This window comes from Amycolatopsis sp. NPDC043889, from assembly GCF_056435645.1.
Map to the genome: position 1 here is coordinate 84,951 of NZ_JBWKEC010000032.1, position 13,196 is coordinate 98,146.

General features: G+C 70.2%; 12 protein-coding genes and 2 riboswitches. Of the genes, 7 read left to right on the forward strand and 5 right to left on the reverse strand.

Features of this window, described 5'->3' with window-relative positions:
• Positions 1 to 68: 68 nt before the first annotated feature.
• A riboswitch (cobalamin riboswitch) is annotated at positions 69 to 136 on the reverse strand.
• 127 nt (positions 137 to 263) lie between these two features.
• Positions 264 to 377: riboswitch (cobalamin riboswitch) on the forward strand.
• A 30-nt stretch (positions 378 to 407) separates the two neighbouring features.
• On the forward strand, positions 408 to 1,412 hold the full coding sequence (locus tag AC0685_RS36345) for a peptidase (RefSeq protein WP_478229615.1): 1,005 nt from the start codon (positions 408 to 410) through the stop codon (positions 1,410 to 1,412).
• A 184-nt stretch (positions 1,413 to 1,596) separates the two neighbouring features.
• On the opposite strand, the gene AC0685_RS36350 is transcribed toward AC0685_RS36345, so the two are convergent.
• Both AC0685_RS36350 and AC0685_RS36355 read right to left on the reverse strand, forming a co-directional pair.
• Positions 1,597 to 3,963 (reverse strand): helix-turn-helix transcriptional regulator, encoded by a 2,367-nt coding sequence (locus AC0685_RS36350; RefSeq protein ID WP_478229616.1) that lies wholly within the window; start codon positions 3,961 to 3,963, stop codon positions 1,597 to 1,599.
• 48 nt (positions 3,964 to 4,011) lie between these two features.
• Complete coding sequence (locus AC0685_RS36355; RefSeq protein WP_125682130.1) at positions 4,012 to 4,608, reverse strand: QsdR family transcriptional regulator; 597 nt, start codon at positions 4,606 to 4,608, stop codon at positions 4,012 to 4,014.
• 141 nt (positions 4,609 to 4,749) lie between these two features.
• Between AC0685_RS36355 and bdeA the strand changes: the two genes are divergently transcribed.
• From bdeA to AC0685_RS36385, 6 genes are read left to right on the forward strand one after another with little or no spacing between them, the layout of a single operon-like run.
• A complete protein-coding gene (gene bdeA / locus AC0685_RS36360; protein WP_478229617.1) occupies positions 4,750 to 5,607 on the forward strand; it encodes a bis(hydroxyethyl) terephthalate hydrolase in 858 nt (285 codons plus the stop codon).
• Positions 5,608 to 5,666: 59 nt separating this feature from the next.
• Positions 5,667 to 6,437 carry an ABC transporter ATP-binding protein gene (locus tag AC0685_RS36365; RefSeq protein ID WP_478229618.1) on the forward strand — a complete coding sequence of 257 codons (771 nt, stop codon included), beginning with the start codon at positions 5,667 to 5,669 and terminating at the stop codon, positions 6,435 to 6,437.
• Entirely contained in the window at positions 6,424 to 7,128 is a 705-nt protein-coding gene (locus AC0685_RS36370) for an ABC transporter ATP-binding protein (RefSeq protein ID WP_478229619.1), read from the forward strand. The genes AC0685_RS36365 and AC0685_RS36370 overlap by 14 nt, the downstream gene beginning before the upstream one ends.
• Positions 7,129 to 7,139: 11 nt before the next feature.
• Positions 7,140 to 8,018, forward strand: coding sequence for a branched-chain amino acid ABC transporter permease (locus AC0685_RS36375; RefSeq protein WP_125682124.1), 879 nt, complete (start codon positions 7,140 to 7,142; stop codon positions 8,016 to 8,018).
• 1 nt (position 8,019) lies between these two features.
• Positions 8,020 to 9,021: a branched-chain amino acid ABC transporter permease gene (locus AC0685_RS36380; protein ID WP_478229620.1), complete on the forward strand. Its 1,002-nt coding sequence runs from the start codon at positions 8,020 to 8,022 to the stop codon at positions 9,019 to 9,021.
• Complete coding sequence (locus AC0685_RS36385; protein ID WP_478229621.1) at positions 9,018 to 10,325, forward strand: ABC transporter substrate-binding protein; 1,308 nt, start codon at positions 9,018 to 9,020, stop codon at positions 10,323 to 10,325. The genes AC0685_RS36380 and AC0685_RS36385 overlap by 4 nt, the downstream gene beginning before the upstream one ends.
• Before the next feature lies 1 nt (position 10,326).
• Here AC0685_RS36385 and fahA read toward each other — a convergent pair whose 3' ends face one another.
• From fahA to AC0685_RS36400, 3 genes are all read right to left on the reverse strand, one after another.
• Positions 10,327 to 11,502: a fumarylacetoacetase gene (fahA, locus tag AC0685_RS36390; protein WP_478229622.1), complete on the reverse strand. Its 1,176-nt coding sequence runs from the start codon at positions 11,500 to 11,502 to the stop codon at positions 10,327 to 10,329.
• Positions 11,499 to 12,341: a hypothetical protein gene (locus tag AC0685_RS36395; RefSeq protein ID WP_478229623.1), complete on the reverse strand. Its 843-nt coding sequence runs from the start codon at positions 12,339 to 12,341 to the stop codon at positions 11,499 to 11,501. The genes fahA and AC0685_RS36395 overlap by 4 nt, the downstream gene beginning before the upstream one ends.
• Positions 12,342 to 12,421: 80 nt before the next feature.
• Positions 12,422 to 12,955 carry a MarR family winged helix-turn-helix transcriptional regulator gene (locus AC0685_RS36400; protein WP_340688211.1) on the reverse strand — a complete coding sequence of 178 codons (534 nt, stop codon included), beginning with the start codon at positions 12,953 to 12,955 and terminating at the stop codon, positions 12,422 to 12,424.
• Between the last annotated feature and the right edge of the window lie 241 nt (positions 12,956 to 13,196).

Here is a 13,196-nt window from a genome sequence, read left to right on the forward strand (position 1 = left end):
GGAGGACAGGCGCGGACGCCGCGGTCACCCCTGTTTATCGCGACAGTGGTTCGTTCATCCGCCCGTTCGGTATCCCGGCTCGCCCTGGTGAAGGGCCCACGGTTGCGCGACAGCGCCGGATTTCGACCGGCTTCCCCGTCACGGGCGGCGGTGTGCAGTTGTCGAGCCGATCGAGGTTAACACTCGATCACCTCCGGCAGGCACCGCTGACCAGGTCGGTTGCCAGGATCACATCGAAACTCGCGCTCTGGCGGTACTCTTCGGTTCATCCGATTCAGCGCGGTCGTGGGGGAAGTCCGGTGAGAGTCCGGCGCTGTCCCGCAACGGTGTGCCCTCCAGGCGAGCCCGGTCACCCACGTCGCGCGGTGTCACCGACTCCTGTCGTGGAAATGCGGGAAAGGGTTCTCATGAGACGTTTGGTTTTCGCTGTCGCCCTGCTGTGCGGCCTCGGGCTGGCCGCCGCTCCGGCGGCGGCCGCGGCCACCCACAACAAGGCGGACGCCGCCGCGGGCTGGCTCGCGAGGCAGATGGCCGACGGGGAAAGGTTCGAGGCCGACTTCGGCGGCCAGAAGTTCCCCGACCAGGGTTTGACGATCGACGCGATCTTCGCGTTCGCCGCGGCCGGGGTGTCGGACACGAACGCGGGCAAGGCGATCACCTGGCTGGCGAAACCGGAGATCACCACGGGCTACGTCGGCGGCGGCACCGAGGCGTACGCGGGCGCGCACGCCAAACTGCTGCTCGCCGCGCAGGTTCGCGGCAAGAACCCGGCGTCGTTCGGCGGCGTCGACCTGAAGGCGGGCCTGCTCTCGCTGCTCACGCCGTCCGGCCGGTTCTCCGACCGCTCCGAATACGGCGACTACTCCAACGCCCTCTCGCAGTCACTCGCCTTGCTGGCGCTGGACCGCACCGGCGACGTCCCGGCGCAGGCCGTGACGTTCCTCGCGGGCACCCAGTGCCCCGACGGCGGTTTCCCGCTGAACTTCGGCGAAGCGACGTGCACGAGCGACGTCGACGCGACCGCGACGGTCGTGCAGGCCTTGCGCGCCACCGGTGACCCGGTGAACGCCGGGGAGGGCACCTCCTGGCTGGTCACCAAGCAGCACCCGAACGGCGGCTTCGGTTTCTCCACCAACGCGCCGAACGCGAACAGCACCGGTCTCGCCGCGCAGGCGCTGGCCGGGCACCGCCCCGCCGCCGCCGTCAAGGCGCGGGAATTCCTGCGGTCACTGCAGACCGGCTGCGCCGGCGCCGAGGCGGACCGCGGCGCGATCGCCTACGACGCCACGGGCCTGAACCCGTCGACCGCCCCGCGCGCGACCGCGCAGGCGATCCTCGGCCTGGCCAGGGTTCCGCTGAGCGACCTGCACGGCGGCGGGCGTCCGCAGGCCCCGGTCCTCGCCTGCCCGTGACGTGAGACTGGCCCGTAACTCGCGTGCTCAGAGACGGAACACGCGTGCTTGAACGCCGAACTCGCGTGCTCAGAGACGGAACTCGCCGCGCGGACCTCCACGCGGCATATTACGCCTCCAGGCACGCGAGTTCCGCCTCTGAGCACGCGAGTTCCGCCTCCAGGCACGCGAGTCACGAGCAGCGTCACTCGCCGGCGGCGACGCGGCGCGCGAGTTCCACCCGGGACCGCACACCCAATGCCGTGAAGATGTTCCGCAAGTGGTGATCCACCGTGCGATGGCTGATCACCAGCCGCCGCGCGATCTCCTTGTTCGTCTCCCCCGCCGCCACCAGGCGGGTGATGGCGTCCTGCTGCGGTGTGAGGCCGGCGAGCGATCGGTGCGGCGAGTCGACGGTCTCGCCGGTCGCTCGCAGCCCGGCCCTTGCCCGTTCGGCGAACCGGGTCGCGCCGACGTTTTCGAAGCCCCGCAAGGCATCGCGGAACTGGTCGCGGGCGTCCCGGGTCCGTCGATGCCGTCGCAATAGGGTGGCGTAGGCGAGCCGGGTCCTGGCGAGTTCCATCGCGCCGCCCGCCCGCCGGTGCGCCTCGATGGCCAGGACGAAACGCTGTTCCGCCACACCGGGATCCGACGCGGTCAGCGCGTGACAGCGGTGGCTCAGCGCGAGCCAGCAGGGTTCCGCGCCCGCGAGGGTCCAGCGGTCGAACACCTCCAGCGCGGCCAGTGCGCGTTCGGGTCGCCCGGCACAGACGGCCGCCTCGACGAGTTGCGGGGTGGCCAGCACCCGGATCACCGGCTGGTCGCCGGAGACACCGGAAGCGAGGTCTTCGAGCCTGCTCAACGCGTCGTCGGGCCGGTCTTCGGCCAGGTCCAGACAGGCGTTCGCCCACGCGGCGACCGCGGCGGGCCTGCCGAGACCGCGTTCGGCGATGCCTTCGGCCGCTTCGTCCAGCTCCGGTACGCGGTCGCCGAGCAGTGCGGCGGCCAGCCCCAGCAGCGTCAGATGCTCCATCCGCAGGTTGTGCGGTGCCCGCAGGCCGTCGCGGGACGCCGCCCGCGCACAGGGGATGCGGTCGAGCGCGATGGCCGAAAGCGACAGGTAGATCAGCGCCCACGGCAGTTCCGCGTGGCGTTTGCCGAGCCGCGCGCGGCTCACGGCCGCGGCCGCGTATTCGTGCGCCTGTTCGGCATGCCCACGGGCGAAGGCCGCTTCGGCGGCCCAGACGGCCCCGGCGACGTCCGAGCCGGCCATCCCCTTGGTGACAGCGTCCTTCAGCGGAGTGACGGCGTCCTCGTGACGTCCGGCGTAAACCGAGGTCAGACCGTGGAAATGCGCGGAGACCAGCCCGTCGCCCGCCGGGACCGTCCTGGCGAGGGCCCGGTAGCCGCTCAGGTCACCACCGAGCCTGCGCGCCTCACCCGCCAGCAGGAGCGCGCCCGCCGGATCGGGCAGCAGTTCCGCCGCCGCGCCCAGTTCGTGGGTGGCGACGGCGGGATCGCCGTCACGCAGCTCGATCTCCCCGTGCAGCAACGCCACCGCGCCCGGTTCAGCGTCCACTCTGGACAGCAGCAGCCGTGCCCACCCAGGTCTGCCCGCCTGCCAGGCCGCGTCCGCCGCGGCCAGCAGCCGGGTCGCCCGTGTGGCCGGATCGGCGGTCAGGGCGGCGGCGCGTTCGAGCTGCCGGGCCGCGGCCGCGTGATCCACCGCCGGTGCCGCGGCGAGCGCGTCCGCGAGTGGCTCGGACGGCGTGGCCGTCGCCATCGCGCGATGCCAGAGCGCGTCGGGCCCCTCCTCGGCGGAGGCCAGCCGCGCGTGCGCCGCCCTGCGGTCGGCCGGGGACGCCGCCGCGTACCAGGTCGCCTTCCTCGCGGAGAAGTCCATACAGGTGGCGAGAAAACGGAGCCGTTCGTCGAGCCGCATCGCGTCGAGCTCGGCCGCGTAACGAGGCAGGCGCTCCGGCAGGATCGGCGAAACCGGTTCCCGCCCGGCCGCCTGAGCGGGTGTCAGCGAAGCCGCCAGCGCTACGAGATCGGCCGGGTTCCCGTCACCCAGTTCGACCAGCTGCGGGCGCACCCCGGCGGGCACGCCGCGGTCACGCAGCACCTGATCGGCGGCGGAAACGGGCAACGGCGGCAGCTCGACGGAGTCGAATTCGTCGGATCCGGATCGCGAGGCGAGCACCATCCCGACCGGCGCTCCCGCCAGTCGCCTGGCGGCGAACCCCAGCGCCGCCAAGGACTCCGGATCGACCCAGTGCGCGTCGTCGACCCAGCAGATCGTCGGCGCCGAAACAGCGCCGAGCCGGTCTCGTGTCTCCGCGCCGCTGGAGACCGGCGCACCGAACATCCGCTGCAGGGCGCCGTAGGGCAGCTCGCTTTCCGCTCGCAGGCCCCGCACACCGACGAGGCGAACGCCGAGGGTGGCGCGCAGCTCGGTGAGCAGGGCCGATTTGCCCAGGCCTTCCGCACCGCGGACCAGCACGGCACGCCCGGCGACCGACCTCAGCCCGCCGAAGAGGTCGTCCCTCCCCCGCAGCGGGTACACAGGCATCGGCGCCTCCTCGAGATCCCTCTCGATGAAACACCAGGCGCAAGTGTTTCACAAGGTCCTGCTCGGCACCCGTCCTTCCACGAGCGCTCCGAGCAGCGTCGACGCCGCTTCGAGATCGGGGGTCCGGGAGGCGAGGACGTCCGAGTACAGGAACGCCTCCCCCAGCCGCACGATCGCGTAACACAGGCTGTCCAGGCTGACCGCGGGCACGAAGCCGCCGTCCTCGACGTCGCGGCGAAGGAGCTCGACGTGTGCCGCGATCACTCGCGGCTGGACGCGGCCGTCCGGGTCGGTCAGCAGCCGGATCGCCAGCACCGGCTCGTCGTCGAGGAAGCGCCGGAACCCGGCACTCGCCGCCAGCACGGACCGGTACTCGCGCATGATCGAAAGACAGCGCAGTTCACCGGCCGCGTTGCGCACCACGTCGCCCTCTTCGCGCTCCCAGGTGCGCGCGGCGGCCGTCAGGGTGCGCTCGGACAGGTAGTAGAGGGCATCACCGAGCAGGTCTTCCCGGTTTCCGACGCGGCGGAACAGGGTGCTGCGCGAGATGCCCAGATCCTGGGCGAAGGCGGAGGTGTCGACGCGGACGCCGCGATCGATCCACCGCGCCGCGGTGCGGACTATGTCCTCGGCTGAGGGGTTCACGATCGCCGATCGTACGGGCGACCGGCCCGGCGGGAACTCCTCGCGGATCAAGACTGGCGATTTCACCGATGCAGCCCACTCCGGCCGTTTGCCACAGTCCATCACCACGGACCGTGTTCAACGGCGAACGGAGACGGCACCATGCGTAGTACGACCCGGATCCTTTGTGGACTGGCCACTGTCGCGGCACTCACTGTCGCCCCCGCGGCCTACGCCGCCGAGAACCCCTACGAACGAGGACCCGACCCGACGGAAAGCAGCATCGAAGCCTCCCGCGGCTCGTTCGCGGTATCCCAGACTTCCGTGTCGAGACTGGCCGTCACCGGCTTCGGCGGCGGAACCATCTACTACCCCACCAGCACCGCGCAGGGCACGTTCGGCGCGGTCGCCATCTCGCCGGGGTTCACCGCGACCCAGTCGAGTATCGCGTGGATGGGCCCGCGGCTGGCGTCGCAGGGCTTCGTGGTGTTCACGATCGACACCAATACGATCTACGACCAGCCCGACAGCCGCGGTGACCAGCTGCTGGCCGCGCTCGACTACCTGACCCAGCGCAGCACGGTCCGGTCCCGCATCGACACCACGCGGCTCGCGGTGGCGGGCCACTCGATGGGCGGCGGCGGTTCGCTCGAAGCCGCGCAGGACCGGCCGTCGCTGCAGGCCGCGGTGCCGCTCGCGCCGTGGAACACGCAGAAATCCTGGTCCTCGCTGAGGGTGCCGACGTTCATCATCGGCGGCGAGTCCGACTCCGTCGCGCCGGTGGCGTCGCACTCGATCCCGTTCTACACCAGCATTCCCGCTTCGGCGGAGAAGGCGTACATGGAGCTGGACAACGCGAGCCACTTCTTCCCGAACACGGCGAACACGACCATGGCCAAGTACACGCTCTCGTGGCTGAAGCGGTTCGTGGACAACGACACCCGCTACGAGCAGTTCCTCTGCCCCGCCCCGGACGACCGCACGATCAGCGACTACCGGGACACGTGTCCGCACGCCTGAGTGTCATCGGTCCCGGCGCGCCCGCGCCGGGACCTCCTCTCTCCGTTGGGAGTTCTTGCGTGACCCTGTCGACCTTCGAGATGTCCGGCGTGTCGGTGACCTTCGGTGGTCTCGTCGCCCTGTCGGACGTCTCCCTGACCGTCGCGCCGGGCCGGGTGCTCGGGGTGATCGGCCCGAACGGGGCGGGCAAGACCACCCTCTTCAACGTCGCGTGCGGTTTCGTCCGCCCGGATACCGGCACGCTGACCTGGCGCGGCACGGAACTACGGCGGCTGCGCCCGCATCATCTCGCCGGCCTCGGCATCGCCCGCAGCCTGCAGGAACTCGGCCTGTTCGACCGGATGACCGTGCTGGAGAACGTCCTCGCGGGGGCGGGCAGGCACGCGAAATCCGGCTTCTTGTCCTCGTTGCTGGGGTGGGCGAAGGACGAGAAGGCGCTGGCCGAGCGCGCGATGATTCAACTGGATGCCTTCGACATCGCCGACGTCGCCCATCGCTATCCCGCGAGCCTTCCTTACCCGGTACGGAAGCGCGTCGCGCTGGCGCGAGCGCTGGTGAGCGAACCCGACCTCCTGCTGCTCGACGAACCGGCGGGCGGCCTGTCGTCGGCGGAGATCGCCGAGGTCGGCGAATTGGTCCGCGGGCTGACCGAACGCATGTCGGTGATGCTCGTCGAGCACCATATGGATCTGGTGATGGGCGTCTGCGACGAGATCGTGGTGCTGGACTTCGGCAGGGTCATCGCCCGCGGCACCCCGGACGAGATCCGCGCCGATCCGGCGGTCCAAGCCGCCTACCTCGGCGAGGAGGTGGCCGGTGCTGACCGTTGAGAACCTCTCGGCGAGCTACGGCCCGGTGCGCGCGCTCGATTCCGTGAGCCTTTCGGCCGCGGAAGGCGAGATCACCGCGGTGCTCGGCGCGAACGGCGCGGGCAAGACGACCTTGCTGCGCACCATTTCCGGGCTCGTGCCGCCGTCTGGCGGCGGTATCTCGCTCGCGGGCCGGAATTTGAGCAGAGTGTCCACAGAGGACCTTCCGGCGCTCGGGCTCGCGCACGTCCCCGAAGGCCGCGGCGTGCTGGCCGAACTGACCGTCGAGGAGAACCTGCGGCTCGGCGCGCTCGGGGCACGCGGGCGCGCGACGGCGGCCGACCTCCGCCGGATCTACGACCTCTTTCCGGCGCTGGCCGACCGCAAGAACGGACTCGCGCACGTCCTTTCCGGCGGGGAACGGCAGATGCTGGTCATCGGCCGCGCGCTGCTCTCCCGGCCGAAGGTGCTGCTGCTGGACGAACCGTCCTTGGGGCTCGCGCCCCGGATCGTGGCGCGGATCTTCGGCCTGCTGCGCGGTCTCGTGCACGACGAAGGACTGGCCGTCGTGCTGGTCGAGCAGAACGCGCGCAGCGCGCTGTCCATCGCCGACCACGGCGTCGTGCTCAACCTCGGGCAGGTGGTCGTCCGGCGGGACGCGGCCGCGCTCGTCGCGGACGACGACCTCCGGCACGCCTACCTCGGATTCTGAAAGGGAGCCCTGTGCAGCAACTGCTGACCACCGCGCTCACCGGCCTGACGCTGGGCGTGGTCTACGCCGCGTTCGCGCTGGCGCTCGTGCTCATCTGGCGGGCGACGCGGATCGTGAACTTCGCGCAGGCGCCGATGGCGATGATCACCACCTACCTGGCACTGGTCCTGATCGACGCGGGCTGGTCGTACTGGGCCGGTTTCGCCGTGGCCCTCGCCTCGGGACTCGTGCTCGGCGCGCTGGTGGAACGGTTCGTCGTCCGGTTCGTCGACGGCAAGGCCGAGATCAACGCCGTCATCCTCACCCTCGGGCTGTTCATCGTGTTGCACGCGCTGGCGGCGCTGGTGTTCGGCTCGCGGTACCGGTCGTTCCCGGCGCCGTTCGGGCTCACCGGGTTCCAGGTCGGCGACACGACGATCGCGCTGACCGGATTCGGCGTGTTCACCATCGCCGCCGTCGGCGTGGTGCTGATCGGGCTCGTGCTGCTGTTCCGCGGTACCGATCTGGGCCTGCGGATGCGGGCCGCGGCCTTCGACCGGGAGGTGGCCCGCCTGCTCGGCGTGCGGGTCGGGCGGATGCTCACCCTGGGCTGGGCGCTGGCCGCGCTCGCCGGTTCGCTGTCCGGTCTGCTGATCGCCGGCGGCGGTCTCGTCCATCCGTCCTATATGGACGGTGTGGTGGTGTACGGTTTCGTCGCCGCGGTCCTCGGCGGGCTGGACAGCCCGGTCGGCGCGGTCGTCGGCGGCGTCGTCCTCGGCCTGTCGTTGAGTTTGGTGAGCGGCTACGTCGGCTCGGAACTCGTCCCGCTCGCCGCGCTGGCGCTACTCATGGTGGTGCTGCTCCTGAAGCCCGGTGGCCTGTTCGCGAGCGTCCGTGAACGGAGGGTCTGACGTGCCACGCCGCTCTCTGCTGGGCGCGCTCGCCGCGCTGCTCGTCGTCGTACTGGTACTGGAGAACTCCGGGCCGTTCTTCACCTCGCAGCTCACCACGATGGCGTATTTCGCGATCGCGGCGGGCGGCCTGACCGTCCTGACCGGACTCAACGGGCAGCTGTCGCTCGGGCACGGCGCCTTGATGGCCGTCGGCGCCTACTCGACAGCGCTCCTGTTGAAGTCGGAATTCCTTCCGCTGCCGGTGATCCTGGTGCTGGCGATGGTGATCACGCTGGCCGTCGGAGCCCTCGTCGGCGTCGCCGCGGCCAGGCTGCACGGGCCGTATCTCGCCGGCGCGACACTCGCGCTCGCCGTCGCCGTTCCCGGGATCCCGTTGTTCTTCGGTGAAGTGCTCGGCGGTGAGCAGGGCTTGCCCGTGCGCATGCCAGAAATCCCCGGCCGGCTGGCGGACGCCGCGTACTTCGTCACCGGCCACGAACTCACCTCGATCCGTTATCTCGCCTACCTTTCGTGGCTCGCGGTGATCATCGTGTTCGTGCTGCTGGCGAACCTGTCCCGCGGCCGGGTCGGACGCGACTGGCGAGCGGTACGTGACGAGGACGTGGCCGCCGAACTGGCCGGGATCGACCTCGGCCGCACGCGGGTGCGGGCGTTCGTCGTCAGCTCGGGATGCGCGGGGCTGGCCGGAGCGCTGATGGCGTTGTCGGCGCGGCTGGCGGCGCCGAGCGGGTTCGCGCTGACGTTGTCGCTGCTGCTGGTGTCCGCGGTGGTGCTCGGCGGTCTCGGGAGCCTGACCGGAGCGCTCGCCGGCGCCGCGCTGCTGACCTTCCTGCCGCCTCTGGTGACCGGCGCGGGAACGGATCTTGGCCTCTCCGACGTGCAGGCCGCGCATCTGGCGCCGTTGATCTACGGCCTGGTCACCGTCCTGATCGTGCTGCTCGCACCCGCCGGTCTCGCCGGCGGGCTGCGGAAACTCATCCATCGGAGGAGAACTTCATGAAACGCTGGACCAAGGCCGTGACCGTCTTCCTGGCCGTCACGGTCACCGCCGCCTGCGGCGCGGGCGGCAGACCCGAGGGCGAGCAGAAGGGCTCGACGGTCGGCGTCACCGACACGACCATCAAGATCGGCGCGCATTTCCCGCTGACCGGCGTCGCCGCGCCGGGCTACAGCGAGATCCCGAGCGGTCATCAGGCCTACTACGACTACGTGAACGCGAACGGCGGCGTCAACGGCCGCAAGATCGAGTTCGTGGTGAAGGACGACGGCTACAACCCGACCACCACGAGCGCGGTCACCGACGAACTGGTGCTCAAGGAGGAGATCTTCGCGATGGTCGGCGGCCTCGGCACGCCGACGCACAGCGCCGTCGTCGATTTCCTGAACAACTCCAAGGTGCCGGACCTGTTCGTGTCGTCGGGTTCGCTGCGCTGGGGCGACGATCCGAAGAAGGCGCCGTTCACCTTCGGCTGGCAGCCTGACTACGAGATCGAAGGCAAGATCATCGGCGACTGGGTGCGGAAGAACCTGCCGGACGCCAAGGTCGGCCTGTTCCTCCAGGACGACGACTTCGGCCGCGACGGCGAGAAGGGCGCCCGGCGGTACCTCGGCCAGCAGATCGTGGAGGTCGCGAAGTACTCACCCGGCAACACCGACATCGCGCCGCAGATCGCCAAACTCAAGGCCGCGGGCGTGGATCTGGTGCTGGGCTTCACCGTTCCGTCGTACACCGCGCTCTCCCAGCTGGCGTCGCTGAAGATCGGTTTCAAGCCGAAGTGGGTCTACAGCAACGTCGGCTCCGATCCAGCGCTCGTCGGTTCACTGCTCGCGCGGTTCTCCGAAGGCAAGGTCACCAACGGCGCGTCGCTCATCGACGGCGTGGTCACGACCGAGTACCTGCCGGGCGTCGACGCGCCGGACAACGCGTGGACAAAGCTGTGGCAGAACGTCTGGAAGGCGCACGGCAAGGGCGGCGACCTGACGAACTACCGCATCTACGGGATGGCGCAGGCGTACACGTTCGTCCAGGCGTTGCAGGCGGCTGGAAAGGACCTGACGCGCGAGCGCCTCGTCGAGGTGATCCAGCAGTCCGGGAAGACGTTCGAGGGACCGGGTCTGGCGCCGTTCCGCTACTCCGGCGACAGCCACCTCGGCATCTCCGGAATGTCGGTGGTCGAGCTCAGGGGAGGCGTCGGCAAGGAACTGACGCCGGTACTGGTGACCGACCTCGGCGAGGCCCCCATCAAGGCGGACGACTCCGCCGCTAACGACGGGCCGCCGCCCAACGGGATCCCCGGTAGCTGAGTCACCCTGCGGGCAGCACGCGTCCCCGCACCTCGCCGAACCCGATCCGCGAGCCGTTCGCCCCGGGCGCGGTCCCGGTGATCACGACCTCGTCGCCGTCCAGCAGGAAGGTGCGCTCCTCCCCCTTGACCGTGAGCGGTTCCTTACCGCCCCAGGACAATTCGAGGAACGCGCCGCGCTGGTGCTTCTCCGGCCCGGAGATCGTGCCGGAACCGTACAGGTCGCCCGTGCGCGAGGAAGCGCCGTTGACCGTCAGGTGCGCGAGCATCTGGGCGGGCGACCAGTACATCTCGCGGAACGGCGGGCGGCTGACCTCCTCGCCGTTCCATGCGATGACGAGGTCGATGTCGAGCCCCCACGGGTCGCTTTCCCGCAGGTACGGCAGCGGCTCCGGGTCCGTCTGGCCGGGCAGGGGGATCCGCGCGGTCTCCAGCGCCAGGATCGGCACGACCCAAGGAGAGATCGACGTCGCGAAGCTCTTGCCGAGGTGCGGGCCCAGCGGGACGTATTCCCACGCCTGGATGTCGCGGGCCGACCAGTCGTTGAGCAGGACCGCGCCGAAAACGTGGCGGGGGAAGGAATCCGGGTTGATCGGGTTGTTCAGCGGGGTTCCGGTGCCGACGATGAAGCCCATCTCGGCCTCGATGTCCAGCCGCGTGCTCGGCCCGAACACCGGCGCCGCTTCGGCCGGGGCCTTGCGCTGACCGCTCGGGCGCACGATGTCCGTACCGGAGACCAGGACCGTGCCGGACCGCCCGTGGTAGCCGACCGGGAGGTGCTTCCAGTTGGGCAGCAACGGTTCCGCGTCGGGGCGGAACAGCCTGCCGACGTTCGAGGCGTGGTGCTCGGAGGCGTAGAAGTCGACGTAGTCCGCGACCTCGATCGGCAGGTGCAGGGTCACCCGTTCGATCGCGTGGACCGCGCCATCGGGGACCTCGCCGGCGACCAGGTCGCGGATCCGTTCGCGGACCGCCACCCAGCGGTCGTATCCCTGCGCCATGAACGGGTTCAGCGTCGGCGCGGCGAAGACGTCGTCGCCGAGCGCCGCGGCCAGGTCGAGAACGGAGTCGCCGACGCGCACGCCGACGCGCGGGGAATCGCCGTCGACGGAGAACACGCCGTACGGCAGGTTGTCGATCCCGAACAGCGAGCCTGCGGGGATGTCGATCGTGGTCATGCCTCTCCTCGGGGCGCCTCGAGCAGGCCGAGCCCGGCCAGTTCGGTCAGGGGGTCGGTGATGCTGCAGGTGCCGAACGACGTGAAGCCCGCGCGGAGGGCGGCGACGCGATCCGCGTCCAGTTCCCGGAGCTGCTCGGCGATGACGGCGCCGTCCCGTTCGGCGAGAACGGCTTCTGGGTCGCCATCGGTGTGGACGGCGTCGGTGGCGAGCATCAGGTTGAGGAAGCCGTGCTGTTCGAAGCCGGTTTCCGGATCGGTGTTGCGGAGGGCATGGTGCAGCCCGGCGGTGGCCTTGAACGGAACGCCCGCCCCGACGGCCGCCCGCACCGCGGCGGCGAGTTCCGCTTCGCCGGGGTACAGATCGGCTCGGACGCCACCGGTGCGGAACTTCGCGCGGCGACCGGTCCCGGAAAGAGCGGTCAGCAGCGGGACACGTCGGTCGTCGCGCGGGATTTCGACGAAAACCGGTGCGGTGGCACGGGAAATCGCGGCGAGCACCTCGTCCGGGCCCATCCCTTCCGGGACGGCGATCTCCAGCGCGTCGAGTTTCACCGGCAGTGACGCGACGGCTTCGAGCACGCCGTCGAGCTGCGCGGGCCCGCCGGGCAGGGTCACCGAGACCGGCAGCGGAGTCGCCCGGTCGCCCAGCACTTCGGCGAGGTCGCCGAGCGCGGTGGCGGCGACCACCAGCGGCCCGACGAGGTCGGCGTACCAGGCGGAGACGTGCTCGTCGTGCGCCGTGACGGCGTCCGGCAGCGGGGCCAGCCCTGGCGGGAACACCGCGGCGTCGTCGCACAGCCCGGCGAAGAGCGCGGGAATCCGTCCGCCGTCCACCATGGTCTCCTCCTCGCCGATTTAGTTCACGCTTTTACTATCCATCGAGCAGCGTAGTCCGGTCTTCCTCGCGACGGAAAGGCCTACTTGCGGCTCCGGGTGCCGAACTCGGCGCGGCTCGTGATCAGCTTGCCCAGCAGCATGACGAGGATGCGCTGTTCGGTCTCGGTCAGCGCGTTCGTCCAGCCGAATTCGCGCTCGTTGTGCTCGCGGAACACCGAGACCATCTCCTCGTGCCCCGCCTCGGTCAGCGACAACTGCACCGAACGGCCGTCCCGTTCGTCCGGGACGCGGTGGAGCATCCCCTCCGCGACCAGCGTCTTGACCAGATTCGACACCGCCGCCCGGCTCATCCCGGTCAGCCGGGCGGCACTGGTCGGTTCGAGCGGACCGGCGAGCCAGACCACGAACAGCAGCCGGAACGCCGACCACGACCGGCCGCGCGGCCGGTGCACCGCGGCTTCGAGATCGTAAGTCACCAGGTCGGAGGCACGATTGAGGGTCAGCAGGACCTCGGTCGCCAGCTGGTGCCGGAAGCCGTACTCGTGCGCGAGCCGCCGGTTCGCCAGCGCCACGAACGACCAGAAGTCCAGTCCGGCCGCGTCCACGTCTTCCATCGCCGAACACTAACCCCGCACCGCGAAAATGGTCAAAGTCGAAAGTATCAAAGCGTAGTCGACCAGCGACTCAGCATCGGTACAGCTGGTCGTGAATGGCGATTCGGGTCAGGGCCGAGAGCGTCTTGGGTGCCTACTGGATCTGACTGGGGCTGATCATGTGTCCGTGAAGGCCTCCTTGCCTACCCTGAGGGTAGTGAAGGAGGCCTTCACGGACCTTCAGGGTCGCCGCTCTCGTCCC

Bases quoted from the DNA above. Each gene is read 5' to 3' on its own strand.
- AC0685_RS36345 (WP_478229615.1), top strand. From the start codon at position 408: ATGAGACGTTTGGTTTTCGCTGTCGCCCTGCTGTGCGGCCTCGGGCTG.
- AC0685_RS36350 (WP_478229616.1), bottom strand. From the start codon at position 3,963: ATGCCTGTGTACCCGCTGCGGGGGAGGGACGACCTCTTCGGCGGGCTG.
- bdeA (WP_478229617.1), top strand. From the start codon at position 4,750: ATGCGTAGTACGACCCGGATCCTTTGTGGACTGGCCACTGTCGCGGCA.
- AC0685_RS36385 (WP_478229621.1), top strand. From the start codon at position 9,018: ATGAAACGCTGGACCAAGGCCGTGACCGTCTTCCTGGCCGTCACGGTC.
- fahA (WP_478229622.1), bottom strand. From the start codon at position 11,502: ATGACCACGATCGACATCCCCGCAGGCTCGCTGTTCGGGATCGACAAC.
- AC0685_RS36395 (WP_478229623.1), bottom strand. From the start codon at position 12,341: ATGGTGGACGGCGGACGGATTCCCGCGCTCTTCGCCGGGCTGTGCGAC.
- AC0685_RS36400 (WP_340688211.1), bottom strand. From the start codon at position 12,955: ATGGAAGACGTGGACGCGGCCGGACTGGACTTCTGGTCGTTCGTGGCG.